This window comes from Limnohabitans sp. Rim8 (assembly GCF_945901735.1).
In the GTDB taxonomy this organism is placed as follows: domain Bacteria; phylum Pseudomonadota; class Gammaproteobacteria; order Burkholderiales; family Burkholderiaceae_C; genus Limnohabitans_A.
In genome coordinates this window covers 1-24594 of the sequence record NZ_CAMDLM010000043.1, presented here as the reverse complement: position 1 = coordinate 24594, position 24594 = coordinate 1, and the positions used below count along the sequence as shown (strand labels likewise).

General features: G+C 61.1%; 25 protein-coding genes. 5 read left to right on the top strand and 20 right to left on the bottom strand.

The annotated features are described in order from the left end of the window. From Q0O99_RS16040 to Q0O99_RS16025, 4 genes are all read left to right on the top strand, one after another. Positions 1-172, top strand: a 172-nt coding sequence (locus tag Q0O99_RS16040) for a pyridoxine 5'-phosphate synthase (protein ID WP_293752981.1), incomplete at its 5' end; no start/stop codon positions are given. 85 nt (positions 173-257) lie between these two features. After that, positions 258-650, top strand: a complete 393-nt coding sequence (gene acpS / locus Q0O99_RS16035) for a holo-ACP synthase (protein ID WP_293752980.1) — start codon at positions 258-260, stop codon at positions 648-650. A gap of 37 nt (positions 651-687) precedes the next feature. Next, complete coding sequence (nagZ, locus tag Q0O99_RS16030) at positions 688-1773, top strand: beta-N-acetylhexosaminidase (protein ID WP_293752979.1); 1086 nt, start codon at positions 688-690, stop codon at positions 1771-1773. 18 nt (positions 1774-1791) lie between these two features. After that, on the top strand, positions 1792-2118 hold the full coding sequence (locus Q0O99_RS16025) for a hypothetical protein (protein WP_293752978.1): 327 nt from the start codon (positions 1792-1794) through the stop codon (positions 2116-2118). A 60-nt stretch (positions 2119-2178) separates the two neighbouring features. On the opposite strand, the gene lysS is transcribed toward Q0O99_RS16025, so the two are convergent. Together lysS and Q0O99_RS16015 are read right to left on the bottom strand one after the other, a co-directional pair. Then, on the bottom strand, positions 2179-3756 hold the full coding sequence (gene lysS, locus Q0O99_RS16020; RefSeq protein WP_293752977.1) for a lysine--tRNA ligase: 1578 nt from the start codon (positions 3754-3756) through the stop codon (positions 2179-2181). Positions 3757-3911: 155 nt separating this feature from the next. Further along, a complete protein-coding gene (locus Q0O99_RS16015) occupies positions 3912-4556 on the bottom strand; it encodes an LON peptidase substrate-binding domain-containing protein (protein ID WP_293752976.1) in 645 nt (214 codons plus the stop codon). 32 nt (positions 4557-4588) lie between these two features. Between Q0O99_RS16015 and Q0O99_RS16010 the strand changes: the two genes are divergently transcribed. After that, positions 4589-5137: a YggT family protein gene (locus tag Q0O99_RS16010; protein WP_293752975.1), complete on the top strand. Its 549-nt coding sequence runs from the start codon at positions 4589-4591 to the stop codon at positions 5135-5137. Between the two features lie 93 nt (positions 5138-5230). Here Q0O99_RS16010 and accD read toward each other — a convergent pair whose 3' ends face one another. The 18 genes from accD to serC all read right to left on the bottom strand — a co-directional run. After that, positions 5231-6103, bottom strand: coding sequence for an acetyl-CoA carboxylase, carboxyltransferase subunit beta (gene accD / locus Q0O99_RS16005; RefSeq protein ID WP_293752974.1), 873 nt, complete (start codon positions 6101-6103; stop codon positions 5231-5233). A 187-nt stretch (positions 6104-6290) separates the two neighbouring features. Continuing rightward, positions 6291-7100, bottom strand: coding sequence for a tryptophan synthase subunit alpha (gene trpA / locus Q0O99_RS16000; RefSeq protein WP_293752973.1), 810 nt, complete (start codon positions 7098-7100; stop codon positions 6291-6293). A 65-nt stretch (positions 7101-7165) separates the two neighbouring features. Continuing rightward, positions 7166-8443 carry a tryptophan synthase subunit beta gene (gene trpB, locus Q0O99_RS15995; RefSeq protein ID WP_293752972.1) on the bottom strand — a complete coding sequence of 426 codons (1278 nt, stop codon included), beginning with the start codon at positions 8441-8443 and terminating at the stop codon, positions 7166-7168. Positions 8444-8477: 34 nt separating this feature from the next. Then, positions 8478-9155: a phosphoribosylanthranilate isomerase gene (locus Q0O99_RS15990; protein WP_293752971.1), complete on the bottom strand. Its 678-nt coding sequence runs from the start codon at positions 9153-9155 to the stop codon at positions 8478-8480. Then, positions 9152-9937 (bottom strand): tRNA pseudouridine(38-40) synthase TruA, encoded by a 786-nt coding sequence (gene truA, locus Q0O99_RS15985; RefSeq protein WP_293752970.1) that lies wholly within the window; start codon positions 9935-9937, stop codon positions 9152-9154. Before truA ends, Q0O99_RS15990 begins: the two co-directional genes overlap by 4 nt. Next, the gene (locus tag Q0O99_RS15980; protein WP_293752969.1) at positions 9934-11184 is read right to left on the bottom strand and encodes a FimV family protein; all 1251 of its coding nucleotides are present in this window, start codon (positions 11182-11184) and stop codon (positions 9934-9936) included. Before Q0O99_RS15980 ends, truA begins: the two co-directional genes overlap by 4 nt. Before the next feature lie 61 nt (positions 11185-11245). Then, positions 11246-12403 (bottom strand): aspartate-semialdehyde dehydrogenase, encoded by a 1158-nt coding sequence (asd, locus tag Q0O99_RS15975; protein WP_293752968.1) that lies wholly within the window; start codon positions 12401-12403, stop codon positions 11246-11248. A 260-nt stretch (positions 12404-12663) separates the two neighbouring features. Beyond that, entirely contained in the window at positions 12664-13749 is a 1086-nt protein-coding gene (gene leuB / locus Q0O99_RS15970; protein ID WP_293752967.1) for a 3-isopropylmalate dehydrogenase, read from the bottom strand. Positions 13750-13767: 18 nt separating this feature from the next. Next, on the bottom strand, positions 13768-14421 hold the full coding sequence (leuD, locus tag Q0O99_RS15965; protein ID WP_293752966.1) for a 3-isopropylmalate dehydratase small subunit: 654 nt from the start codon (positions 14419-14421) through the stop codon (positions 13768-13770). A gap of 20 nt (positions 14422-14441) precedes the next feature. Continuing rightward, on the bottom strand, positions 14442-15863 hold the full coding sequence (gene leuC / locus Q0O99_RS15960) for a 3-isopropylmalate dehydratase large subunit (RefSeq protein ID WP_293752965.1): 1422 nt from the start codon (positions 15861-15863) through the stop codon (positions 14442-14444). Between the two features lie 134 nt (positions 15864-15997). Further along, complete coding sequence (lapB, locus tag Q0O99_RS15955; protein ID WP_293752964.1) at positions 15998-17167, bottom strand: lipopolysaccharide assembly protein LapB; 1170 nt, start codon at positions 17165-17167, stop codon at positions 15998-16000. Next, positions 17157-17441: a lipopolysaccharide assembly protein LapA domain-containing protein gene (locus Q0O99_RS15950; protein WP_293752963.1), complete on the bottom strand. Its 285-nt coding sequence runs from the start codon at positions 17439-17441 to the stop codon at positions 17157-17159. Before Q0O99_RS15950 ends, lapB begins: the two co-directional genes overlap by 11 nt. Before the next feature lie 94 nt (positions 17442-17535). Then, positions 17536-17856, bottom strand: coding sequence for an integration host factor subunit beta (locus Q0O99_RS15945; RefSeq protein WP_293752962.1), 321 nt, complete (start codon positions 17854-17856; stop codon positions 17536-17538). Between the two features lie 101 nt (positions 17857-17957). Then, entirely contained in the window at positions 17958-19637 is a 1680-nt protein-coding gene (gene rpsA / locus Q0O99_RS15940; RefSeq protein WP_293752961.1) for a 30S ribosomal protein S1, read from the bottom strand. Positions 19638-19840: 203 nt separating this feature from the next. Continuing rightward, the gene (locus tag Q0O99_RS15935) at positions 19841-21832 is read right to left on the bottom strand and encodes a bifunctional 3-phosphoshikimate 1-carboxyvinyltransferase/cytidylate kinase (protein WP_293752960.1); all 1992 of its coding nucleotides are present in this window, start codon (positions 21830-21832) and stop codon (positions 19841-19843) included. Positions 21833-21835: 3 nt separating this feature from the next. Further along, on the bottom strand, positions 21836-22732 hold the full coding sequence (locus tag Q0O99_RS15930; protein WP_293752959.1) for a prephenate dehydrogenase/arogenate dehydrogenase family protein: 897 nt from the start codon (positions 22730-22732) through the stop codon (positions 21836-21838). Between the two features lie 18 nt (positions 22733-22750). Further along, entirely contained in the window at positions 22751-23851 is a 1101-nt protein-coding gene (pheA, locus tag Q0O99_RS15925; RefSeq protein WP_293752958.1) for a prephenate dehydratase, read from the bottom strand. 38 nt (positions 23852-23889) lie between these two features. Beyond that, positions 23890-24594: 3-phosphoserine/phosphohydroxythreonine transaminase (serC, locus tag Q0O99_RS15920; RefSeq protein WP_293752957.1), on the bottom strand; the 705-nt coding region annotated here is incomplete at its 5' end.

The window sequence follows — 24594 nt, the reverse complement described above, 5'->3', positions numbered from 1 at the left end:
CCTCGGAGTGAATGCCGGGCACGACCTCAACCGCGACAACCTGCCTGCCTTTGTGGCCGCCGTCCAAGGCCTGCAAGAAGTTTCGATCGGTCACGCCTTCATGGCCGACGCGCTGGAGCAGGGTTATTCCAGGACGGTGGAGGCTTATATGGACCTGTTGCTTAAGAGTTAAGTGGGGGTTGATTGTTCAGCGTTCAGCGTTCAACGTGAAGAGATCAACGCCTAACGCCTAACGCCTAACCCTCAACCCCAAACATATGATCTACGGCATTGGCACCGACATTTGCGACATCCGCCGGATCCAGGCCAGCCTGGATCGGCACGGTGAGCGCTTTGCCGCCAAGGTGCTGAGCGCGGCCGAAATGGCCACCTGGAAGGCCCGCAGCGCCCGTTGGCCTGAGCGGGGCGTGCGTTATCTGGCCACCCGCTTTTCAGCCAAGGAAGCTTTCAGCAAAGCCATTGGCCTGGGCATGCGCATGCCCATGACCTGGCGGCTTTGCGAAATCGGCAAACTGCCCAGCGGTCAACCGGTCATCGTGCTGCATGGGGTGCTGAAAGACTGGTTTGAAGCCAAAGGGCTCAAAGCCCACATCACCGTCACCGACGAGTCCGAATACGCCGCCAGCTTCTGCGTGGTGGAAACCTCTTGAATTGCCCGGTCCCGGCCCGACATTGAAAGAACATTTTATGAGCATCCACGCCCCCCTGATCATCGACATCGAAGGCCACCAGCTGACCGACTTGGACCGCCGCCGCCTGTCGCACCCGCTGGTAGGCGGCATGATTTTGTTTGGCCGCAACTGGCACAGCCGTGCGCAGCTCACCGACTTGTGCGCCGACATCCAAAGCCTCCGATCTGACCTGTTGATCGCAGTCGACCACGAAGGCGGGCGCGTGCAACGCTTTCGCACCGATGGTTTCACCCCTCTGCCAAGCATGCGCGCCCTGGGTGAACTGTGGTCGCAAGACGACAAGGGCCAGCCCGGCTCGGGCGTGCTCAAGGCCTGCGAAGCGGCCACCTCGGTGGGCTTTGTGTTGGCCAGCGAGTTGCGCGCTTGTGGTGTGGACTTCAGCTTCACGCCAGTGCTTGACCTCGACCACGGCGAAAGTGGCGTGATTGGCGACCGCGCCTTCGCCCGCGATCCGCGTGTGGTGAGTCTGCTGGCCCGCAGCCTGATGCAGGGCCTCTTGCAAGCGGGCATGGGCAACTGCGGCAAGCATTTCCCCGGGCACGGCGCGGTCAAGGCCGACTCGCACGTGGCGCTGCCAGTCGACAAGCGCAGCCTCAAATCCATCCTGGCCGACGATGCGCAGCCCTACCGTTGGCTCACCAGCGTGCTCACGGCTGTGATGCCTGCGCATGTGATCTACAGCAAGGTGGACAGCCGCCCAGCAGGCTTTTCACCGCGTTGGCTGCAAGACATCTTGCGAGGGCAGCTGGGGTTTCAGGGTGTGGTGTGCACCGACGACCTGTCGATGGCCGCTGCCCGCCAGATGGATGGCCGCACCCTCAGCTACACCGAAGCCGTGATCACCGCGCTGCAAGCCGGGTGCGACATGGCGCTGCTGTGCAACCGCTCTGCGGTGAACAGCGGTGCAGAACTGGACGACGTGCTGGACCAGCTGGCCGAAGCCCAGCTCAAAGGCCGCTGGACGCCCAGTGAGATCAGCGAAGAGCGGCGCTTGGACCTCTTGCCCCGATCGCCCGCCCGCCCTTGGGACGAGCTGGTGCGCTCTGCCGACTACATGCATGCGCTGGGCCGCTTGCCTTGACCTGAACAGGACACATGAATGAACTGGATTGCACGCATCTTCATGGGCCTGCTCGGCCTGGGTTTCCTGGCGGCTTTGCTTTTGGGTTTGCTTTGCTACATCGTTTACGCGACGGTCCGATGGCTGTTGACGGGCCGCAAACCTCAGGTGGTGGTGGTCTGGCAGCAGTTCAGCACCCTGCGCCAAAACTTCAGGCAAGGTGGTTTCCGTGCTTCAACCCGCCCAGGCTTTCAGGACCCCAGAGGACACGCTGCGCCGTTTGCCCGTGACGACCAGGTGGTCGACGTTGAGGTGCGCGAGGTGGTGGAGGATGCGCCGCGTTTGCCCTCCGACCGACGCCCCTGAACGGGCTTATTCCATTAAAAACCCGGCCATGGCCGGGTTTTTTGTGGCTGCGGTGTGCGCTTATTCCTGAACGTGCCGCAGGGCCGGAAACAAGATGACGTCGCGGATGCTGGCGCTGTCGGTCAGCAGCATCATCAGGCGGTCGATGCCGATGCCGCAGCCGCCTGCAGGGGGCATGCCGTATTCGAGGGCACGCACAAAGTCGTGGTCGTAGTACATGGCTTCGTCGTCGCCGTCGTCTTTGGCCGCCACTTGGGCCTGGAAGCGTGCGGCCTGGTCTTCGGCGTCGTTCAGTTCGCTAAAGCCATTGCCGAACTCGCGGCCGGTGATGTAAAGCTCAAAGCGCTCGGTCACTTCGGGTCGGGTGTCGTTGGCGCGGGCCAGCGGTGAAATTTCGGTCGGGTGCTCCATGATGAAGGTCGGCTCCCAGAGCTTGTCTTCCACGGTTTCCTCAAAGTAGAACACCTGCAGGCTGGCGAGGCTGCGGGTGGACAGCTTGTTTTTGGCTTCGTTCAGGCCCAGCTTTTTCAGGGCGTGGGTTAGCCACTCGGCGTTGTCCACCCGTGCGCCTGTGCCGGTTTCACATGCTTCGCCGGCTTCGGTGTGCTTGACGATGGCTTCGCGGATGGTCATGCGGGCGAAAGGCTTGTTCAGGTCCACTGACTTGCCGTTGTAGGTCAAGTCCAGGGTGCCTGCAGCGGTCATGGCCGCGTTGCGGATCAGGCTTTCGGTAAAACCCATCAGGTCCTGGTAGTTCCAGTACGCCGCGTAGAACTCCATCATGGTGAACTCGGGGTTGTGGCGCACCGAAATGCCTTCGTTGCGGAAGTTTCGGTTGATCTCGAATACGCGCTCAAAGCCGCCCACCAACAAACGCTTGAGGTACAGCTCGGGCGCGATGCGCAAGAACATCTCTTGGTTCAGCGCGTTGTGGTGCGTCACAAAGGGCTTGGCGTTGGCACCACCGGGAATGGGGTGCAGCATGGGCGTTTCGACTTCCAAAAAGCCGTGCTGGACCATGAACTCGCGAATGCCGCTCACGGCCTTGCTGCGGACCACAAAGCGCTTGCGAGCAGCTTCGTCGGTCATCAGATCGACGTAGCGCTGGCGGTACTTCACTTCCTGGTCGGCAATGCCATGGAACTTATCCGGCATGGGGCGCAGGCTCTTGGTGAGCATGCGGATGCGGGTCGCGTGGATCGACAGCTCGCCCGTGCGGGTTTTGAACAAATGGCCTTCTACGCCCACGATGTCGCCCAGGTCCCAGTGCTTGAACAGGGCGTACAGGTCTTCGCCCACGTCGTCGCGGGTCACATACACCTGGATGCGGCCGGTGGCGTCTTGCAGTGTGGCAAAGCTGGCCTTGCCCATCACCCGCTTGAGCATCATGCGGCCCGCCACTTTGGCGGTGGTCTTGGCCACGCCCTCGCCGTTCAGGGCTTCAGCGGCTTTTTCGCCGTGCGCCTGGTGCAGGTTGGCGGCGTGGTGCTCTGGCTTGAAGTCGTTGGGAAACGCCACGCCTTGGCCGTCGGCCTGCGCCTGGCGCATGGCCTTGAGTTTTTCGCGGCGCTCGGCGATCAGCTGGTTTTCATCTTGTGGGGCTGGCGCGGCTGGGGCGTTGGGGTTCGTGTCGGACATGGCGGGGGGGTGGTTGGGCGCAGGGCGCGAAGGGTGACTGAACCTGGTTAGCGGGAAAATTTTTAAAAGCTGAATTGCGCCAAGGCACAAAACGATTTATTTTAAGAGTTTGCGAGGGGCGTTTGGCCTGGTTGGCCTGTTGGTGTCGACTGAGGCTAAGGCGAGCGCTCAGAGGGCGCCACCATGTCCCCGATCAACTCCAGCCGGACCAAGGGCTCTTGCAGTGCAAACAGGCGGTATTTCATTTGCAAAGGCAAGGGCAGCAACTCGCCCCAGCGGTTGGACAGCCAGCTGCAGTCCTGCAGTCGCCAAGCCTGGGCCCAGTGGGGCACCGCGCTGGGTTGAGCGCTCAGTTCGGTCAACACGTCGTGCATTTGCACGGACAGGTGCAGCAAGTCATCAGGCACTTGCACGGCGGGCTCGGGGGGCAAGGCTTGTGTTCTGCCCAGCCACAGGCCGTCGCTGCGCTGCTGCGTGGTTTCAATGCGAAACTTTTCCACCCCCCGGCACCAGACCTTCACCAAGCCGGGCTGGGGCCGCTCGATGCGTTCGATCTGCACCCGGGTGCCCATGGCTTCAAACTGTTCGGCGGCTTCACCCGGCCGGTGCACTTCGCGGCCCTGGGACAAGGTGACCACCCCAAATCCGGTGCCTTGGCGCTCGCATTCGCCAATCATCTGCAGGTAACGCAGCTCAAACAACTGCAGCGGCAGCAAAGCGCCGGGAAACAGCACGGTGCCCAAGGGGAACAGGGGGAATTCCGTCAGGGCTTCGGGGGATGGGGCTTCGCGTTCAGGCATCTGGGTATCATCTCACGAGCAGGAGAAAAACGATGTTGTTCCAGATGGTGAGTTTGGTGTTGGATGTGGTGGCAGGCCTGATTGCAGGCACTTGTTTGCTGCGCTTTTTGATGCAGTGGCAGCGCATTTCTTTTCACCAGCCCTTGGGCCAGTTTGTGTTTGCGGTGACCGACTGGTTGCTGCTGCCGCTGCGGCGGGTGATCCCGCCCTGGTCGGCCTGGGATTTGTCGAGTCTGGTGGGCGCTTTCCTCATCAAAATGGTGCAGTACGCGCTGTTGTGGCTTTTGGCAGGGGGGCAGTGGGCTTTGGGTTTGCTGCCCCTGGTGAGCTTGGTGGGCACGGCCCAGCTGGTGGTGACTGCCCTGAGCGCACTGGTGCTGGTGTTGGCCGTGATGTCCTGGGTCAATCCTGGTTCGCCGATGTACAGCTTGGTGGCGCGCTTGAGTCAGCCCTTTTTGCGACCGTTCCAGCGGGTGGTGCCCCTGATCGGTGGTGTGGATTTGTCCCCCATTGCCTTGCTGCTGGTGCTGCAGTTGGTGGGCATGGTTTTGGCGCGGCTGCAGGCCACTTGGATGTTCTGAAAACCTGAATCAGGCCAGCAAAAAATCAAAATCAGGAACCCCCGATCCCGTCAAGGGTGTGCAAGGCTGGGCGCTTGTGCCCTGGGCGGCCGCTCAGCTCACCGCATCGGCACTCTGGCGTTGCAGCATGGCCAAGGTGGTGGCGATGGTTTTGCGCAGTTCTCGGCGGTCGCAGATGAAATCCACCGCGCCCTTGGTTTGCAGGAATTCGGCCCGTTGGAAACCTTCGGGCAGGGTCACGCGCACGGTGCTTTCAATGACGCGGGGACCGGCAAAACCGATCAGGGCTTTGGGCTCGGCAATCACCACGTCGCCCAAAAAGGCAAAGCCCGCAGACACGCCGCCCATGGTCGGGTCGGTCAGCACGCTGATGTAAGGCAGGCCTTTTTTGGCCAGGCGGGTCAAAGCGGCGTTGGTTTTGGCCATTTGCATGAGGGACAGCAGGCCCTCTTGCATGCGTGCGCCACCTGTGGCGGTAAAGCAAACGAAGGGTACTTTTTGTGCGATGGCAGTTTCGACGCCGCGCACGAATCGCTCGCCCACCACCGAGCCCATGGAGCCGCCCATGAAGTCGAATTCGAAGCAAGCCACCACCAGGTTGATGCTGTGCACCGCGCCGCCCATGACCACCAGGGCGTCGGTCTCGCCGGTGTTGTCCATGGCTTCTTTCAGGCGCTCGGGGTACTTGCGGCTGTCCTTGAACTTGAGGGCGTCTACAGGCAGGACTTCTTGGCCGATTTCGTAGCGGCCTTCACCGTCCAGAAAGGCATTCAACCGGGCCCGGGCACCCATGCGCAGGTGGTGCGAGCAGCCGGGGCAAACGTTTTGGTTTTCTTCCAGATCGGTTTTGTACAGCACCGTCTCGCAGCTGGGGCACTTGACCCACAGGCCTTCAGGAATCGTGCGTCGATCGGCCGGGTCGGTATGCTGGATTTTCGGGGGGAGCAGTTTTTCGAGCCAACTCATGATGGTTTCTCCTTGTGCGGCGAATTATCGTTCATCGCGGCGGGAACGCCATCCTGGGCAAGGGGTCGCTGGCTGAGAGCGTGATCCAAGCTTGAGGGGAGCGGTCTCTGACCGCGATGGTGCTGCGGGAAACCCATCGCGGCCGCAGGCCGCTCCGACCAGGAGTCATGGCGGCGGGTCGCCGCTCCTACGCGTCCAGCGCCTGGCGGATGCCGCAGAGGAACTCACCCGCCACATCGTTGATGCGGTCAGCAGCCGCAGCATCGATCAGTTGAATCAGGCGTGAGCCGATCACCACCGCATCGGCCACCTTGCTGATCGCTTTGGCGGTTTCTGCGTCGCGGATGCCAAAGCCCACGCCCACTGGCACGCTGACGTGTTGGCGGATGCGCGGCAACATGGCTTCGACCGCATCGGTGTCCAGCGTGCCCGAACCGGTCACGCCTTTGAGCGAGACGTAGTACACGTAGCCGCTGGCGACTTTCGCTACTTGCTGCATGCGCTCGTCGGTGCTGGTGGGGGCCAGCAAGAAGATCAGGTCCATGCTGTGGGCACGCAGTTTGGCGGCAAATTCCACGCATTCCTCGGGCGGGTAGTCCACGATCAACACGCCGTCCACACCGGCAGCGGAGGCGTCGCGGATGAAGCTGTCGGGGCCGTGCTTTTGGTCGTAGCGCTCCACCGGGTTGGCATAGCCCATCAGCACCACCGGGGTGGTGCTGTTGGTCTGGCGGAACTCGCGCACCATGGCCAGCACCTGCACGGTGCCGATGCCCAAAGCCAAGGCTTTGTCACCGGCTTTTTGGATCACCGGGCCGTCAGCCGACGGGTCCGAAAAAGGCACCCCCAGCTCGATGATGTCGGCTCCGGATTGGGCCATGGCGTGCATCAGGGGCACGGTGGTGTCGGCTTTCGGGAAACCGGCCGTGACATAAGGAATCAGGGCTTTGCGGCTCTCGGCTTTGAGGGCGGAGAGGGTGGTGTCGATGCGGCTCATGATGGGTTGGGCGTTCAGCGTTCAGTGTTGGGCGTTGAGAGGGGCTTGGCAGGGCGCAAAACGCTTCACGCTGAACGCTGAACGAAGATGCCTTTGACCGATTGGCCTTGGCAGCTGGGCCGGCAGAAGAAGTCGGCGTTCGACAGATCGGCCACGGTGCCAATGTCCTTGTCGCCACGACCGGACAGATTGACCAGGATCGACTGGTCGGGGCGCATGGTTTTGGCCAGCTTCATGGCGTAGGCCACCGCGTGGCTGGACTCCAGCGCGGGGATGATGCCTTCGGTACGGCACAAATAGTGGAAGGCTTCGAGCGCTTCCTTGTCGGTGATGCCCACGTACTCGGCACGACCGATGTCTTTGAGGAAGGCATGCTCGGGGCCGACGCCGGGGTAGTCCAAGCCCGCGCTCACGCTGTGCGTTTCGGTGATCTGGCCGTTGTCGTCTTGCAAAATGTAGGTGCGGTTGCCGTGCAGCACGCCGGGGCTGCCCCGTTGCAGCGAGCACGAGTGCTTGCCCGAATCCATGCCTTCACCAGCGGCTTCCACACCGATCAGGCGGGTGTTCTCGTGAGAAATGTAGGGGTAGAAGATGCCCATGGCGTTGCTGCCGCCGCCCACGCAGGCCATCACCACGTCCGGCTGCTGTTCTGCCATTTGCAGGCTTTTGAACATCTCGGGCATTTGCGTCAGGCACTCTTCGCCAATCACGCTCTGGAAGTCGCGCACCATCATGGGGTAGGGGTGGGGGCCTGCCACGGTGCCAATGATGTAGAAGGTGTTGTCCACGTTGGCCACCCAATCCCGCATGGCTTCGTTCAGGGCATCCTTGAGCGTTCTGCTGCCCGAATCGACGGGGACGACGGTGGCACCCAGCAGCTTCATGCGGTAGACGTTAGGGCTTTGGCGCTTGACGTCTTCGCTGCCCATGTACACCACGCACTCCAAACCATAGCGTGCACAGATGGTGGCCGTGGCCACACCGTGCTGGCCTGCACCGGTCTCGGCAATGATGCGCGGCTTGCCCATGCGCTTGGCGAGCATGGCCTGGCCGATGGTGTTGTTGATTTTGTGCGCACCGGTGTGGTTGAGGTCTTCGCGCTTCAAGAAGATTTGCGCGCCGCCCATTTCACGGCTCATGCGGGCTGCGTGGTAAAGGGGCGAGGGGCGGCCCACAAAGTGCGCCAGCTCGGACTTGAATTCAGCGATGAATTGCGGGTCGTGCTGGTATTGGGCGTAAGCGGCTTTGAGTTCGTTGATGGCGTGCGTCAGGGTTTCGCTGACAAAGCTGCCGCCATAAATGCCGAAATGGCCTTTGATATCGGGTTGTTGGTAGTCGTACATGGCAGTGGGGGCCGGGGATCAACCCAAAAAAAATTCAAAAGAGGTCAGCGTCGGCAGCGCGCACAGCGGCCACGAATTGCTGGATTTTTTCGGCATCTTTCAGGCCCTTGGCGGCCTCGATGCCGGAGCTCACGTCAACGGCCAGAGACAGGCCGTGTGAGCGCAGCGCCCGAATGCCGTCGCCCACGTTTGCAGGTGTGAGTCCACCAGACAAAACGAGGTGAGCATTGACGCTTGTTGGCAGGAGTGACCAATTGAATGTTTTTCCGCCGCCGCCGTATCCGTCGACATGGGCGTCGAGCAAGAGGGCGTGGGCTTGCCTATGGAGAAGTGCGAATTCTAGCAAGTCGAAGTCGGCCACCTCGGACAGGGGGATTCGGGCCGCTTTCAGGTGCGGGCGGCCCGTGAGGTGACTCAGGGTGGCGCAAAACTCGGGTGTTTCATCACCGTGAAACTGCAGCCAAGCCCCAGGCACGGCCTTGCAAGCGGCCTGGATGCGCTCGGCCGTCTCGTTGACGAAAAGTAAAACGGGCAGCGCAAAAGCGGGCAGCAGCCGGGCCAGTTCGGCAGCCCGTTCGATGCTCACGCTGCGCGGGCTGGGGGGGTACAGCACAAAGCCAATGGCATCGGCCCCTGCGGCACAGGCCGCCAGCACGTCGGCTTCGCGCGTGAAGCCGCACATCTTGATGCGGGTGCGTTGTTGCGGGTTCATGGCAACCAATCAAAAGCAGGGGTGGTGTCGGGCAGGCCCCATTCTGGGCTGTAAATCGGCCCGGCAAAGTACAGGCCATCGGGCGAAAACGTGGGGGCTGCGGCATCGCGGCTTTTGGCCTCCAGCACCTCGCGCATCCAGTCTGGCGACTGTTGGCCCTGGCCGATGGTGACCAGGCAGCCCATGATGTTGCGGATCATGTGGTGCAAAAAGGCGTTGCCTTCGAATTCAAAGCGCCAATAGGCGCCGTGACGGGTGATGTGGATGTACCGCAGTGTTTTGATGGGCGACAGCGCTTGGCAGCTGCTGGCCCGAAAGGATGAAAAATCGTGTTCGCCCAGCAGGTGCTGGCTGGCTTGGCGCATGGGCCCTTCAGCCAGTGGGCGGTACACCCAACCCACGCGCCCTGTTTCCAGGCTGGGGCGCACGATGGAGTCGAGCACCACATAGACATAGCGCCTGCCGGTGGCGCTGGCGCGGCAGTGAAAACTGTCGGGCACCGCTTGTGCCCATTGCACCCCGATGTCTGGGGGCAAATACCGGTTGGTACCTCGAATCCAAGAATGGGTGTCGCGATCGATTTCGGTGTCAAAGTGCACCACCTGCATCAGACCATGCACCCCTGCATCGGTTCGGCCAGCACACAAGGTGCTGACCCGCGGTACATCGGCAAATTGAGCCAAGGCTTTTTCGAGCTTGTCTTGGATGGTCAAGCCCGTGCTTTGGCTTTGCCAGCCTTGGTAAGCCGTGCCCGAGTAACAAATGCCAAGGGCGAGTCTCACTGGCTTTGCCCCGGTGTGTGGCTCGCCTGAGGGCCAGACGCGGTGTCGGGTGCTGGCGTCAGGTTCAGATCCAGATCGGCAAATTGAGGCGGCAAGCCCGAAGGGAATGGCGATGTCGGTGGTGCTGGAGCCACAAGGCTGTCCGTACCCAACAAATCGACGGGTTCTGCAGGGCGGCGTCTGACCACCCACACCCAGCCAGCCATGCCGAACAGCAAGACCATGACCCAGACCCAGATGCTGGGATGTCGGCTGATGACGTCCAACCAGGGGGCTGAGTGAGCCTCAGCCGCAGCTGCGGTGAGGCTTGGTTTCAGGGCCAAGCGCTCGGACGGGCTTGTTTTTTCGGGATCGGGTTTGACCGACAAGGCGTTTAAAGTTGCCAGATTCTTTTTCAGCGCCGCGAGTTGCTCGGTTTTGTCCTGGATCTCGCGCTCCAAGGCCAGGCGTGCATCTGCACTGTCGGCGGTGACTTCCCCTTTGCTCAGGGTCAATTTGTCCTGCTCGGTTTGGACGGTGACCGTGGGGGGGGCTTGGGTGGTGACTTTGCCGGTCATTTCGCGGCTGGCCGTGTCTGTGACCTTCCAGGTGGACTGCGCCAGGCGCTGGGCATAGGCCACAAAGTCCGCCGTTTGTGCGATCACCGTTTGCCGTGCTTCTTCGATCGAAATTTGCGCAGCCGATTGCGCGCTGGGCAGATGAACTTGAGCGCCTTCGCGCAGCAGGTTCACATTGCCTGCAATAAAAGCCTCGGGGTTGGCGCGCAGCAGGGCCAGCAACATTTGGTCGAGCGACACTCCCGCAGGCATTTTTCGCACAACCAGTTGGGAGGCGGTGTCGCCTGCACGCACGGTGATGGTGTTTTCGGGGTTGCGTACAGCGCTGTCAAGCGAGGGCGCTGTACTGACCGCCAAGGCTGGTGAGAAGACCACGGGTGCAATCGCCCAAGCCGTCTCACGTTCGGGTTTTCCTGTTCTGGGGTTCACTGCGCCGACGGGTGAGGTCCGCAGCGTGCCGTTCATGGCCAGATGGCCTGAAGCCCACTGCTTGGGCTCGGGCAGGTCTTCGGTTGGGTACTGTGTGATCTCAAGGGCGGCCCGAAGCGGTTCGCCCAAACCTGACGCCACCGACAACTGCCCCGGAGTCCATGCTTTGACCGGCAAGCTGGCGCAGGCCAGCAGCGAAGCGACAAGCAAACCGCTTGGCCGAGCGGGGGTTTTGCCCGAGAAGTGGGGTGGGCGCAGCATCTCTTCAGTGGCGTCTTGGTTCACCGAATGGCCATGCAGAAAAGAACGCTGCGCTCAAGCATCAAGCGTCCAGCAAAATGCGCAGCATCCGGCGCAAAGGTTCGGCCGCGCCCCACAGCAGCTGGTCACCAATGGTGAACGCGCCCACATATTCAGGCCCCATGGCCAGTTTGCGAATGCGGCCCACGGGGACGGTCATCGTGCCGGTCACGGCCACGGGGGTCAAATCTTGGATGGTGGCTTCACGCGTGTTCGGCACCACTTTGACCCACTCGTTGTCGGCAGCGATCAGAGCTTCAATGTCGGCGACAGGCACGTCTTTTTTCAGCTTGAAGGTCAAAGCCTGGCTGTGGCAGCGCATTGCGCCCACGCGCACGCAAAAACCGTCGACCGGAATTGCTGCGGTGCTGAAGCCTTCGCCCAAGCCCAAAATCTTGTTGGTCTCGGCCATGCCTTTCCACTCTTCCCTGGACACGCCCCAACCGGCTTGATCCCGGTTTTTGCCGATACCCAAGTCCTTGTCGATCCAGGGGATCAAGGAGCCACCCAGCGGCACACCAAAGTTGGCGGTCTCAGAGGCTGTCAGGGCGCGCTGTTTGGCCACCACCAGGCGGTCAATTTCAAGAATCGCGCTCTTGGGGTCGTCCAGCAAGGCTTTGACTTCGGCGTTCAGGGTGCCGTATTGGGTCAGCAACTCGCGCATGTGTTGCGCACCGCCGCCCGAAGCCGCCTGGTAAGTCTGGGTGCTCATCCAATCGACCAGACCGGCTTTGTACAGGGCCCCTACGCCCATCAGCATGCAAGACACGGTGCAGTTGCCGCCCACCCAGTTCTTGCCACCACGGGTCAGTGCGTTCTTGATCACAGGCATATTGACCGGATCGAGAATGATGATCGCGTCTTTTTCCATGCGCAGGGTCGACGCGGCGTCGATCCAGTGGCCATTCCAGCCGGCAGCGCGCAGCTTGGGGAAGACTTCGGAGGTGTAGTCACCGCCCTGGGCGGTGATGATGATCTCGCAGCGCTTGAGCTGTTCGATGTTGAAAGCGTCTTGCAGCGTGGTTTCGTTCTTGGCCATCGCGGGGGCTTGGCCGCCCGCATTCGAGGTGGAGAAGAACAAAGGCTCGATCAGGTCAAAGTCTTTTTCCGCAATCATGCGGTCCATCAACACCGAGCCGACCATGCCGCGCCATCCGACCAAACCTACTAAATTGCTCATTTCATTGCCCTTTCAAAGTTAAACAGTGCCATAAGTTACTGGACCGCTGACTATTTGCCCGGCTCGTCTGGCCGGGGGGGGGCGCACGACGAACCAGAGCTTCTAGCCCTTGATGGTCGTCGTTTTGGTGGAGCTTGCACGCACGCAAACAGGCACTGGGGTGACTGCGATAAGGTTCAAGGTGAACAGGCGGGCGTGAAGCATGGTAGTTATTGTAATGGATGCTATCTGACCAATTTCTGACAACATCCTTTTTGTGCTCAATCGAGGGCCTTGACCACCGCATCACCCATTTCGAGGGTGCCCACTTTGGTGGTGCCTTCGCTCCAGATGTCGCCGGTGCGCAGGCCCTGGGCCAGCACTTTTTGCACAGCCGCTTCGATGCGCTCGGCGGCTTCGCCCTGGTTCAAACTGAAGCGCAGCATCATGGCCGCTGACAAGATGGTGGCCAGCGGGTTGGCCACGCCTTTACCGGCGATGTCGGGGGCGCTGCCGTGGCTGGGCTCGTACAGACCCTGACTCTTGGTGTTCAGGCTGGCCGAGGGCAGCATGCCGATCGAACCGGTGAGCATGGAAGCTTCGTCGGAAAGGATGTCGCCAAACATGTTGCCCGTGACCACCACGTCAAAGCGTTTGGGTTCCTTGACCAGTTGCATGGCGGCGTTGTCCACGTACATGTGGTCCAGCGCAATGTCGGGGTACGCTTTGCCGACTTCTGTGACCACGTCTTTCCAGAACTGGAAAGTCTCCAGCACGTTGGCTTTGTCCACGCTGGTCACGCGGCCCTCGGAGCCAGCGGCTTTGCGCTTGCGGGCGGCCTGAAAGGCGACGTGCGCGATGCGCTCGATCTCGGGCTTGGAGTAGCGCATGGTGTCAAACGCTTCTTCCGCACCGGGGAAGTGGCCGTCGGTGGCGATGCGGCGGCCGCGTGGTTGGCCGAAGTAAATATCGCCCGTGAGCTCGCGGATGATCAAAATATCCAGACCCGAGATGAGCTCGGGCTTGAGGCTGGACGCACCCACCAGTTGCTCGTAGCAAATGGCGGGGCGGAAGTTGGCGAACAGGCCCATGTTTTTGCGCAGACCCAAAATGGCTTGCTCGGGGCGCAGGGGGCGGTCGAGCGTGTCGTATTTCCAGTCGCCCACCGCGCCAAACAGCACGGCGTCGGACGCCATGGCCAGCTTGAGCGTGGCTTCTGGCAGGGGGTGGCCATAGGCGTCGTAGGCCGCGCCGCCGACCAAGGCGGTTTCCATCTCGAACTTGAGGTCGAGCGTGTTCAGGACTTTGACGGCTTCGGCGACGATTTCGGTGCCGATGCCATCACCGGGGAGGACTGCGATTTTCATGGGGATTCCAGACTTCTTTTATGCGTTGACGGCGGTGTGCGCCAACCAGGGCTTGGTGGCCAGACGCTCGGCTTCAAAGGCCTTGATCTTCTCTGCGTGGCGCAAGGTCAGGCCGATGTCGTCCAGACCATTGATCAAACAAAACTTGCGAAAGGCCTGCACCTCGAACGGGATTTCTTCCCCTTGGGGGCGCACGACCACTTGGCGTTCCAGATCCACGGTGAGCTGGTAGCCGGGGAAGGCCGCCACTTCGTTGAACAGCAGGTCTACGGCGGACTCGGGCAGCACGATGGGCAGCAGACCATTCTTGAAGCAGTTGTTGAAGAAGATGTCGGCAAAACTGGGTGCGATCACGCAGCGAAAGCCGTATTGGTCGATCGCCCAAGGGGCGTGTTCGCGGCTGGAGCCGCAACCGAAGTTCTTGCGGGCCAGCAAGACGCTGGCACCTTGGTAGCGCGGCTGGTTCAGCACGAAATCCGGATTGGGCTTGCGGCTGGCCGGGTCTTGGCCGGGCTCACCCGCGTCCAAGTAGCGCCATGCGTCGAACAGGTTGGGGCCAAAGCCGGTTTTTCGGATCGACTTGAGGAACTGCTTGGGGATGATGGCGTCGGTGTCCACGTTGGCGCGGTCCATCGGGGCTACGATGCCTTGGAGGAGGGTGAATTTCTGCATGGTGTGGTTCCTCAAGCGCTTCAGGCGAATTTGCGAATGTCAACAAAGTGGCCATGGATGGCCGCAGCTGCCGCCATGGCGGGGCTGACCAAATGGGTGCGGCCGCCCGCGCCCTGACGGCCTTCAAAGTTGCGGTTGGAAGTCGATGCGCAGCGCTCGCCGGGCTCCAAACGGTCGGCGTTCATGGCCAGGCACATCGAGCAGCCGGGCTCACGCCACTCAAAGCCTGCGGCCTTGAAGATTTCATGCAGGCCTTCGCTTTCGGCTTGTGCTTTGACCAAACCAGAGCCGGGCACGACCATGGCCAGTTTGACGTTTTTGGCCACTTTTTGGCCCAGCTTTTTGACGATGGCCGCGGCCTCGCGCATGTCTTCGATGCGGCTGTTGGTGCACGAGCCAATGAAGACCTTGTCGATGGTGATGTCGGCCAAGGCTTTGCCGGGCTGCAAGCCCATGTAGGTCAGGGCGCGCTCGATGGCGTCGCGCTTGACGTCGTCTTTTTCTTTGTCGGGGTCGGGCGTCTGGCCATCGATGCCCAGCACCATCTCGGGTGACGTGCCCCAGGTGACTTGCGGCACGATGGCACTGGCGTCCAGCTCGACCACGGCGTCAAAGTGGGCGCCAGGGTCAGACTGCAAAGTTTTCCAGTATGCGACAGCATGGTCCCACTCGACACCCGTGGGCGAGAGCAAGCGGCCTTTGACGTAGTCGATGGTCTTCTCGTCCACCGCCACAAGACCCGCGCGCGCGCCGCCTTCGATGGCCATGTTGCAGACCGTCATGCGGCCTTCCATAGACAGGCTGCGGATGGCCGAGCCTGCGAATTCGATGGTGTAGCCGGTGCCGCCTGCGGTGCCGATCTTGCCGATGATGGCCAGCACGATGTCTTTGCCGGTGATGCCCTTGACCAGCTTGCCCTCGACCTTGATCAGCATGTTCTTGGCTTTTTTGGCCAGCAGGGTCTGGGTGGCCATGACGTGCTCGACCTCGGAGGTGCCGATGCCGTGGGCCAATGCGCCAAACGCGCCGTGGGTGGAGGTGTGCGAGTCGCCGCAAACCACGGTCATGCCGGGCAGGGTGGCGCCGTTTTCAGGGCCAATCACGTGCACGATGCCCTGGCGCTTGGACAGGAAAGGGAAGAAGGCGGCGGAGCCATATTCGGCCATGTTCGCGTCGAGCGTGGTGATTTGCTCTTTGCTGATCGGGTCGGTGATGCCGTCGTAGCCCAACTCCCACCCCGTGGTGGGGGTGTTGTGGTCGGCCGTGGCCACAATCGAGCTGACGCGCCAGACCTTGCGACCGGCTTGGCGCAGACCTTCGAAGGCTTGTGGGCTGGTGACTTCGTGCACCAGGTGACGGTCGATGTACAGGACGGAGGTGCCGTCTTCTTCAGTGTGGACGACGTGTTCGTCCCAAATTTTGTCGTAGAGGGTGCGTGCCATGGAGCTTCCTTGCTGTGCAACCGCACATTTTATGCGGATACACCCAGCGTGAGCTCACACAAGTGACAGCCTTGGGTGCGCCTTGCTGGGAGCGGGTTCTCAGGAGCAGCCAGAGGCCCGCCTTGGGGGGCTGTTTACAGTTCTTCTACCCGCCGAGGGGGGTAGCTGTCCCAAGACTGGCAGCCCGGGCAATGCCAAAAGTGTTCTTTGGCTTCAAAGCCGCAAGCAGCGCAGCGGTAGCGGGCCAAAGGTTTGGTGGCGTTTTCCAGCGTTTTTTGCACCGGCTCAGGCAAGGCGCCCCATTTGTGATGATCTCCATTGAGCCAGCGGCTGGCGGCCATCATGGAGGGGTGGTTTTGCAGATGGTCCAAGTAGCGTTGCAAGGCGGGGGCATCTGGCATGGCCGCAGACTGGGGGTTTTGTGCTTCCAGTGCCGTGATGGCGTCCAGCACATCAATGCAAGGGTTGCGCAAGTAATGGGCTTGCAGCAAAGCGCTGGCGCTGGCCGCCTTGTCGCAGGCCAGGGCCGCTTGTGCAAAGCTGGCAGCGGCCAAGGGTGCTGCCATGTCGTTGTGCTCAAACAAAACCGACAAGGTGCCGTAGGCGGCGGGCGCCTGGCCTTGGCTTAGCTGTAATTGCCCCATCAACAGGCGGGGCCTTGGGGCACGGGGGTGGGCTTGCAGCGCGTGCGCCAACAACTCCAACGCGTTGGCGCTGTCGCCCTTTTGCACCGCTTCGCGGGCTTGCTCGCATTGGTAATGGGCCAGCCGAACGCCAAAGTCAGTTTCCCCTGATTTTTCGAGCAAGCGGGCCACCACCGCGGCTTCGGGCCACTCGCGTGAGCGCTCGTAAATGGCCATGCGGGCCAGGCGTGCTTGCCCTTCGTAAGAGGTGCCCTCCAGCTTGCGCAGAGCTTCTTCGGCGCGGTCCAGCAAACCCGCTTTCAAATAATCGAGCGCCAGCCCGTGCTGTGCCCTTTGCCGGTCGGCGTGGCTGATGTCGGCACGCGAGAGCAGGTGTTCATGCACCCGCACCGCCCGGTCGTACTCGCCCCGGCGGCGGAACAAATTGCCCAGGGCAAAGTGCAACTCGGAGGTGTCCGGGTCGTTTTGCACCGCCTCAATGAAGGCATCAATGGCTTGGTCTTGCTGCTCGTTGAGCAAGTGGTTCAGACCTTTGAAATAGGCGCGGGGTGCTTGCCGGTTGGCGATGCGCATTTGACGCAGGTCCAGACGCGACGCAATCCAGCCCAAGGCGAAGGCCGTGGGCAGGCCCAGCAAAATCCAGGTCAGGTCAAGCTCCATCGGTCACCTCGGACGTGGGGGCGGGGGACGCAGTCGGGGTGTTTTTCTTGACGGCTTGACGCTCACGCCACCAGCGCGGCACCATGCCCAGCACGCCGACCACCACGCCCAGCGTGAAGGCAGACAGCACCACCAGCACCGTGGGGGCCGACCAGTGGGTGCTGAAAAAAAAGTTCACCCGGGTCTCTTGCTGATTGTTCAGCGCGAAAGCAAACAGGGTGAAAAAAATGGTGGCCTTCAGCAACCACTGAAGCAGCCAGAGCAGGCGTTTCATGAATGGACCTCGTCAGCACAAACCATTCTAAAGGCGCAAACGAAAGGACCGGTGATACGGTCAAATACAAAGCCGCAGGCATCCGCCTTGCAGGTCATTGACGTTCGTTTTCAGTGTCGTTGGCTTGGGCCAGGGTGCCAGCGTCCACAGCTTCTCTCAAAGCTTTGCCGGGTTTGAAATGGGGGACCCGTTTTTCGGGGATTTGAACGCTCTCGCCCGAGCGCGGGTTGCGGCCCAAACGCGGTGGACGGCGGTTGATGGAGAAACTGCCAAAGCCACGGATCTCAATGCGGTGACCTTTGACCAGCGCATCGCTCATGGCGTCGAGCACCGTTTTGACGGCCAATTCGGCGTCACGGTGGGTCAGCTGCGCAAAGCGTGCAGCAAGTTCTTCAACCAGATCGGAGCGGGTCATGGATGTACAGCGTTGAGCGTTTTGCGTTTTGCGTTGAGCGAAACACGCAAGGAGACCTTGCTTGTCGCTCAACGCTTGACGCCTAACGTCTAACCTTCAGATCAGTTGTTGTCGAGCTTGGCACGCAACAAGGCGCCCAAGCTGGTCGTGCCAGCGTTTTCGGTCTTGGATTGCTGCGACAGTGAAGCCATGGCTTCTTGCTGGTCAGCCTGGTCCTTGGCCTTGATGGACAACTGGATGTTGCGGGTCTTGCGGTCAACGTTCACCACGACAGCGGTCACTTCGTCGCCGACTTTCAGCACATGGCTGGCGTCTTCCACGCGGTCACGCGAGATTTCGGACACACGCAAATAACCGATGATGTCTTCGCCCAAGTCGATTTCGGCGCCCTTGGCATCCACGGTCTTGACCTTGCCGGTGACGATCTGGCCTTTGTCATTGATCGACACGAATGTGGTGAAAGGATCGGAGTCGAGTTGCTTGATACCCAAGCTGATGCGCTCCCGGTCCACGTCCACAGCCAAGACCAAAGCCTCAACTTCTTGACCCTTCTTGAATTCGCGCACGGCGTTTTCGCCGGTTTCGTTCCAAGACAAGTCAGACAAGTGCACCAAGCCGTCGATGCCGGCAGCCAAGCCCACGAACACGCCGAAGTCGGTGATCGACTTGATCGGGCCCTTGACACGGTCGCCGCGCTTGGTGTTCTGAGCGAACTCTTGCCATGGGTTGGCACGGCACTGCTTCATGCCCAAGCTGATGCGGCGCTTGTCTTCGTCGATCTCGAGGACCATGACTTCGACCTCGTCACCCAAGGCAACGATTTTGGAAGGCGCAACGTTTTTGTTGGTCCAGTCCATCTCGGACACGTGCACCAAGCCTTCAATGCCGGGTTCGAGTTCGACAAACGCGCCGTAGTCGGCGATGTTGGTGATCTTGCCGAACATGCGGGTGCTTTGGGGGTAGCGGCGGTTCACGCCCATCCAAGGGTCGTCGCCCATTTGCTTGAGGCCCAAGGACACGCGGTTTTTCTCGGTGTCGAACTTGAGGATCTTGGCGGTGATTTCTTGACCGGCCGTGACCACTTCGGAAGGGTGACGGACACGGCGCCAAGCCATGTCGGTGATGTGCAGCAAGCCGTCGATACCGCCCAAGTCCACGAAAGCACCGTATTCGGTGATGTTCTTGACCACACCGTGAACGATGGAGCCTTCGCGCAGGGTTTCCATCAGCTTGGCGCGCTCTTCGCCCATCGAGGCTTCCACCACAGCGCGGCGTGACAATACGACGTTGTTGCGCTTGCGGTCGAGCTTGATGACCTTGAATTCCAGGGTCTTGTTCTCATAGGGTGACAGGTCTTTGGTAGGACGTGTGTCGACCAAAGAGCCGGGCAAGAAAGCGCGGATGCCGTTGACCAGCACCGTGAGGCCGCCTTTGACTTTGCCGCTGGTCACGCCAGTGACGAACTCGCCCGATTCGAGCGCTTTTTCCAGAGACATCCACGAAGCCAGACGCTTGGCAGTGTCACGCGACAAGATGGTGTCGCCGTAACCGTTTTCGATGGAGCCGATGGCCACGGAGACAAAGTCGCCGACCTGGACTTCGATTTCACCTTGGTCGTTCTTGAACTCTTCGAGGGGCACATACGACTCGGACTTGAGACCGGCGTTGACCACAACGAAGTTGTGCTCGATGCGCACGACTTCAGCGGTGATGACTTCACCTGGGCGCATTTCCGTGCGCGTCAGTGATTCTTCGAATAGGGCGGCAAATGATTCAGACATGGTATTTCCTCATCCACAAGTTCAGGACTGACGAGCGCGACATGCGTCGTTTCCAGGAGCTGACCGTGGCGATTGGTTTGCGGCGTGAGCCGCGGTTGGTTTTTAAAAAACCACCTGGCCAGTGTGCAAGCTGCACGATGAGAGCCGGGTGGAACTTTGGGTCAGCCTGCACAGGGCGGGCTGGGGTGGCCGTTTCCAGTCGATCAACCGAAAACCTGCCGGCTTTGCCACCAGACCATCACCTGTTCCACCGAAGCTTCGATGGTCAAGGACGAGTTGTCCAGTTGCAAGGCATCTTGTGCGGGCTTCAAAGGCGCGACGCTGCGGGACATGTCCCGTGCATCACGCGCTTCCAAGTCAGCTCGAAGAGAGTCGATATTAGCCGAAAAACCCTTCAAAATCAACTGCTTATGCCGTCTTTCGGCTCTTTGGGCGGCGCTGGCAGTCAAAAACACCTTCAAAGGGGCGTTCGGGAAGATCACCGTGCCCATGTCGCGGCCGTCGGCCAAGAGGCCTGGCAAGCGTTGAAAGCTGTGCTGCAGATCGACCAAAGCCATGCGCACGGTGGGCAGCAACGAGACTTTGGAGGCGTTCATGCCGCCTTGTTCGCTTCGGATGGCGTCGGTCACATCGACTTTGCCCAGCAGCACCTGCTCGCCTTCAAAGCGAACCGGCAGGCTGCGGGCGAGTTCGGCGATGGCCGCTTCGTCGGCAGTGTCCAGCGTCAGCCCGGCCAGCAAGGCCGCGTGGGCGGTCACGCGGTAGAGCGCGCCAGAGTCCAGGTAGTGGTAGCCCAGTTGCTCGGCCACGCGGCTGGCCAGCGTGCCTTTGCCCGAGGCCGTGGGGCCGTCGATGCAGATGACCGGAATGTTGGGGGCCGCCGTGTGCGCCACCAAAAACAGGACCTCGAAGTAGTCGGGGAAGGTTTTGGCCACGCATTGGGGGTCTTCGATGCGCACCGGCACCTGGTCGGTGTTGAAGGCCGTGAGCGAAAAACACATGGCCACGCGGTGATCGTCGTAAGTGTGGATGCTGGTGCGTTGCCATTTTCCGGCGGGCAGCGGGTGAATGGTGATCCAATCCGGGCCTTCTTCGACGGTGGCACCGAGTTTGCGGCTTTCGGTGGCCATGGCCGCGATGCGGTCGGTTTCCTTCACGCGCCAGCTGGCAATGTTGCGAAGCGTGGTCGGGCCGTCGGCATACAGCGCCATCACGGCCAGCGTCATGGCGGCGTCGGGGATGTGGTTGCAGTCAAGCGTGATGCCTTTGAGCGGCCAGGTGCCGCGCTGGATCTCCAGCCAGTTGGGGCCGCTGGTGATGTTTGCACCCATTTGGGCGGCTGCGTCCATGAAGCGGATGTCACCCTGGATGGAGTCTGCGCCTACGCCCTGGATGCGAATGCCGTCGCCTTGTGCGATGGCACCCAATGCAATGAAATAGCTGGCCGAAGACGCATCGGCTTCGACGTGGATGCGGCCCGGTGATTGGTAGCGGCTGCCTGCTGGAATGACAAAGCGTTCCCAGTCATGACGTTCAACCGCGATGCCGTAGCGCGCCAGCAGGTTGAGCGTGATTTCGATGTAGGGCTTGCTGATGAGCTCACCGATCACTTCAATCGTGATGGCCCGGTCGGTGGCGGCCAAAGGCAGGGCCATCAGCAAAGCGGTGAGGAACTGGCTGGACACATCGCCCCGCACCGGGATGGGCTTGTCCAGTTGCAGTTGGGGTTGGTGCACGCGCAGGGGCGGGTAGCCTTCGTTGCCCAAGTAGTCGATGGTGCAGCCGAGTTCGCGCAGGGCGTCTACCAAGTCGCCAATCGGACGTTCGTGCATGCGGGGCACGCCTTTGAGCGTGAAGTCACCACCCTGCACAGCCAACGCGGCCGTCAGTGGGCGCATGGCCGTGCCTGCGTTGCCCATGAAAAATTCGATCGCCTCAGTCGGCCAGGCGCGCCCGCCCAGGCCGGTAATGGTGACGGTGGTGCCTGCCACATCGACCCCACAGCCCAGTTGGCGCAGCGCCGCCAGCATGACGCGTGTGTCGTCCGAATCCAGCAGGTCGTGCACCACGGTCGTGCCTTGGCAAAGTGCAGAGAGCAGCAGCACGCGGTTGGAAATGCTTTTGGAGCCGGGAAGGGTGACGGTGCCGGACGCGCCTTGCAGCGGCGGGAGGTCAAGAAAGGCGGTGGAGAACATGGGTCAGTCTTCTGAGGCTTTGTTGTCAGCGTTGCCCGCTTGCAGCGTCCAAGTCGAACGCACATCGCGAGCCTGTTGAATCAGTTGTTGCAGCGCAGCGGTGTCGCCCTGCTTGAGTGCGTTTTCAAATTGGTTGAGCGCAGTGCGAAAGTGCGCCATTTGTATGAGCACTTCGGACTGGTTCGCGCTCAGGATGTCGCGCCAGACGGCCGGGTCACTGGCGGCGATGCGCGAAAAATCGCGAAAACCTGGGCCTGCCATCTCTAAAAATGCCTCGCCCTGTGCTTGTGACGTGAGGGCATTGACTGCAGCAAAAGCCAACAGGTGCGGCAGGTGGCTGACGGCCGCAAAGGTGGCGTCATGTGCTTCGGGCGTCATTTGGCTCACATGGCTGCCGATGGCGGTCCAGACCTCGCTCGCTGTTTTTATTTGGCGAATGCTGTTTTGCGGCAGGGGCGTGAGGATGGTGCGGCGCTCTTGGTAGAGCGTGGCTTGGGCATGCTCGATGCCCGCGACTTCTTTGCCCGAAATGGGGTGCGCAGGCACAAAGCAGTTCAGGCGTTCGCCCAAAGCCGCTTGGGCCGCAGCGATCACATCGCATTTGGTCGAGCCCACGTCCATCAGCAAGGCCTGGGGTGCCAGCGCATCGCGCATGGCGGCAAAGCTGCTTGGCATGGCGCGCACGGGCACAGCCAGCAGCACCATGTCTGCACCCTTCACGGCTTCGGCCACGCTGTTGCAAGCTTGGTCGATGACTTCCAGTTCCAGTGCGCGTTTGCGTGTTTTTTCAGACGCGCTGAAGCCGGTGATGTGCTGCACCAGGCCTGCCTCGCGCAGCGCAAGCGCAAACGAGCCGCCCATCAGGCCGCAGCCAATCAGGGCCAGGCGTTGGAACTTCACTGTGCGCTCACTCGGGGGTCATTCAGGAACGGGGTATGAACCCAGCACCTTGTAAAACGCGCACAGGCCTTGCAACTCGTGCAGCGCCGTAGCCACATGCGGCTCGCTGATGTGGCCTTGCAGGTCGATGTAGAAGTAATACTCCCACTGACCTGATTTGGCGGGGCGTGATTCAAAGCGCGTCATCGACACACCGTTGTTTTTGAGTGGCACCAGCAAGTCATGCACCGCCCCCGGACGGTTGGGGACCGACACCACCAAGCTGGTGCAGTCTTTACCCGAGGCGGGTGGTGTGGCCAAGGTTTGCGGCAAAGCGATCACGGCAAAGCGGGTGCGGTTGAAAGCCTCGTCCTGGACGGCGTGGTGCACGATGTGCAGGCCAAACTGGCCGGCCGCGCGTTCGCTGGCCAGGGCCGCCCACGCCGGGTTTGTGGCCGCCAGGCGAGCGCCTTCGGCGTTGCTCGATACAGCGCGGCGCTCGGCTTGCGGCAAGTGCTTGGACAACCAGCCCTGGCACTGGGCCAGCGCTTGCGGGTGCGCCATCACCACTTCGATGCCCGCGTCGGAATTGAGTTGGCGCAGCAAATTGAAGCGCACTTGCAGGCTGACTTCACCCACCACATGCACGGGCGAGCGCAAAAACAAATCGAGCGAGCGGGCCACCACGCCCTCGGTGGAGTTTTCCATGCCGACCACGCCATATTGGGCGGAGCCTGCAGCAGTGGCGTGGAAAACTTCGTCGAAGTTGGTGCAGTAAATCAAGTTGGCGGCGCTGCCAAAAAACTCGATGGCCGCCTGTTCGCAAAACGTGCCCTGGGGGCCCAGCACCGCCACGCGTTGGGGTGCTTCGAGGGCCAGGCAGGCCGACATGATTTCGCGCCAGATGGAGGCGACGTGTTCGTTTTTCAGCGGGCCGGGGTTGGCTTGGGTGATCTTGTCGATGACCTGGGCCACGCGATCGGGGCGAAAGAAAGGCGAGCCTTCGGCGCGTTTGATCTCCCCCACTTTTTCGGCCACATGGGCGCGTTGGTTCAGCAGGCTCAGCAGCTGTTTGTCCAGCGCGTCAATCTGAACACGCAAAGCGCCCAGGGCGTCTGACTGAATGGGGGGGTGGCTCATGTCTTGTGGTCTTTCTGGCGGCCTAATTTTTGGGGGCTTCAGGCCTGTGTTTTTTCAAATTCACGCATGTAAGCCACCAAGGCCTGCACGCCTTCGAGGGGCATGGCGTTGTAAATGCTGGCGCGCATGCCACCTACCGATTTGTGGCCTTTGAGCTGCAGCAAATTGGCGGCTTTGGCCCCAGCCAAAAAGGCTTCGTTGCGCGATTCATCGCGCAAGAAAAAGGGCACGTTCATGCGCGAGCGGCAGTCCTTGGCCACACGGGTTTCAAACAAGCTGGAGCTGTCGAGAAAGTCGTACAGCAACTGTGCTTTGGCGATATTGCGTTTTTCCATGACTGCAATACCACCATGCTTTTTGAGCCACCGGAACACCAGCCCTGCGATGTAAATGCTGTAGGTCGGAGGCGTGTTGTACATCGACTGGTTGTCGGCCACCAGCTTGTAATCAAAAGCGCTGGGGCAATGCGGCAGGGCATGGCCGATCAGGTCTTCGCGCACGATGACCAAGGTCAGCCCGGCGGGACCCAGGTTTTTTTGCGCACCGCCAAAGGCCAGGCCCACGCGGGACCAATCCAGTGGGCGAGACGCAACATGCGAAGAAAAATCCACCACCAGAGGGGTATCACAGCCCAAGGATTTGAGGTCCGGCAGTTCGTGAAACTCCACGCCGTGAATGGTTTCATTGCTGCAAATGTGCACATAGCGGCTGTTTGCGCCGATTTGCCAAGTGGCTGGCGCGGG

What these genes read in the sequence shown, in the direction of transcription:
- Q0O99_RS16015 (WP_293752976.1), bottom strand. Translation starts at nt 4,556, where the DNA reads ATGCCTGAACGCGAAGCCCCATCCCCCGAAGCCCTGACGGAATTCCCC.
- Q0O99_RS16025 (WP_293752978.1), top strand. Translation starts at nt 1,792, where the DNA reads ATGAACTGGATTGCACGCATCTTCATGGGCCTGCTCGGCCTGGGTTTC.
- accD (WP_293752974.1), bottom strand. Translation starts at nt 6,103, where the DNA reads ATGAGTTGGCTCGAAAAACTGCTCCCCCCGAAAATCCAGCATACCGAC.
- Q0O99_RS16010 (WP_293752975.1), top strand. Translation starts at nt 4,589, where the DNA reads ATGTTGTTCCAGATGGTGAGTTTGGTGTTGGATGTGGTGGCAGGCCTG.
- pheA (WP_293752958.1), bottom strand. Translation starts at nt 23,851, where the DNA reads ATGAGCCACCCCCCCATTCAGTCAGACGCCCTGGGCGCTTTGCGTGTT.
- Q0O99_RS15990 (WP_293752971.1), bottom strand. Translation starts at nt 9,155, where the DNA reads ATGAACCCGCAACAACGCACCCGCATCAAGATGTGCGGCTTCACGCGC.
- trpB (WP_293752972.1), bottom strand. Translation starts at nt 8,443, where the DNA reads ATGTACGACTACCAACAACCCGATATCAAAGGCCATTTCGGCATTTAT.
- rpsA (WP_293752961.1), bottom strand. Translation starts at nt 19,637, where the DNA reads ATGTCTGAATCATTTGCCGCCCTATTCGAAGAATCACTGACGCGCACG.
- Q0O99_RS15945 (WP_293752962.1), bottom strand. Translation starts at nt 17,856, where the DNA reads ATGACCCGCTCCGATCTGGTTGAAGAACTTGCTGCACGCTTTGCGCAG.
- trpA (WP_293752973.1), bottom strand. Translation starts at nt 7,100, where the DNA reads ATGAGCCGCATCGACACCACCCTCTCCGCCCTCAAAGCCGAGAGCCGC.
- leuD (WP_293752966.1), bottom strand. Translation starts at nt 14,421, where the DNA reads ATGCAGAAATTCACCCTCCTCCAAGGCATCGTAGCCCCGATGGACCGC.
- leuC (WP_293752965.1), bottom strand. Translation starts at nt 15,863, where the DNA reads ATGGCACGCACCCTCTACGACAAAATTTGGGACGAACACGTCGTCCAC.
- nagZ (WP_293752979.1), top strand. Translation starts at nt 688, where the DNA reads ATGAGCATCCACGCCCCCCTGATCATCGACATCGAAGGCCACCAGCTG.
- lysS (WP_293752977.1), bottom strand. Translation starts at nt 3,756, where the DNA reads ATGTCCGACACGAACCCCAACGCCCCAGCCGCGCCAGCCCCACAAGAT.
- lapB (WP_293752964.1), bottom strand. Translation starts at nt 17,167, where the DNA reads ATGGAGCTTGACCTGACCTGGATTTTGCTGGGCCTGCCCACGGCCTTC.
- acpS (WP_293752980.1), top strand. Translation starts at nt 258, where the DNA reads ATGATCTACGGCATTGGCACCGACATTTGCGACATCCGCCGGATCCAG.
- leuB (WP_293752967.1), bottom strand. Translation starts at nt 13,749, where the DNA reads ATGAAAATCGCAGTCCTCCCCGGTGATGGCATCGGCACCGAAATCGTC.
- Q0O99_RS15950 (WP_293752963.1), bottom strand. Translation starts at nt 17,441, where the DNA reads ATGAAACGCCTGCTCTGGCTGCTTCAGTGGTTGCTGAAGGCCACCATT.
- Q0O99_RS15935 (WP_293752960.1), bottom strand. Translation starts at nt 21,832, where the DNA reads ATGTTCTCCACCGCCTTTCTTGACCTCCCGCCGCTGCAAGGCGCGTCC.
- Q0O99_RS15980 (WP_293752969.1), bottom strand. Translation starts at nt 11,184, where the DNA reads ATGCTGCGCCCACCCCACTTCTCGGGCAAAACCCCCGCTCGGCCAAGC.
- asd (WP_293752968.1), bottom strand. Translation starts at nt 12,403, where the DNA reads ATGAGCAATTTAGTAGGTTTGGTCGGATGGCGCGGCATGGTCGGCTCG.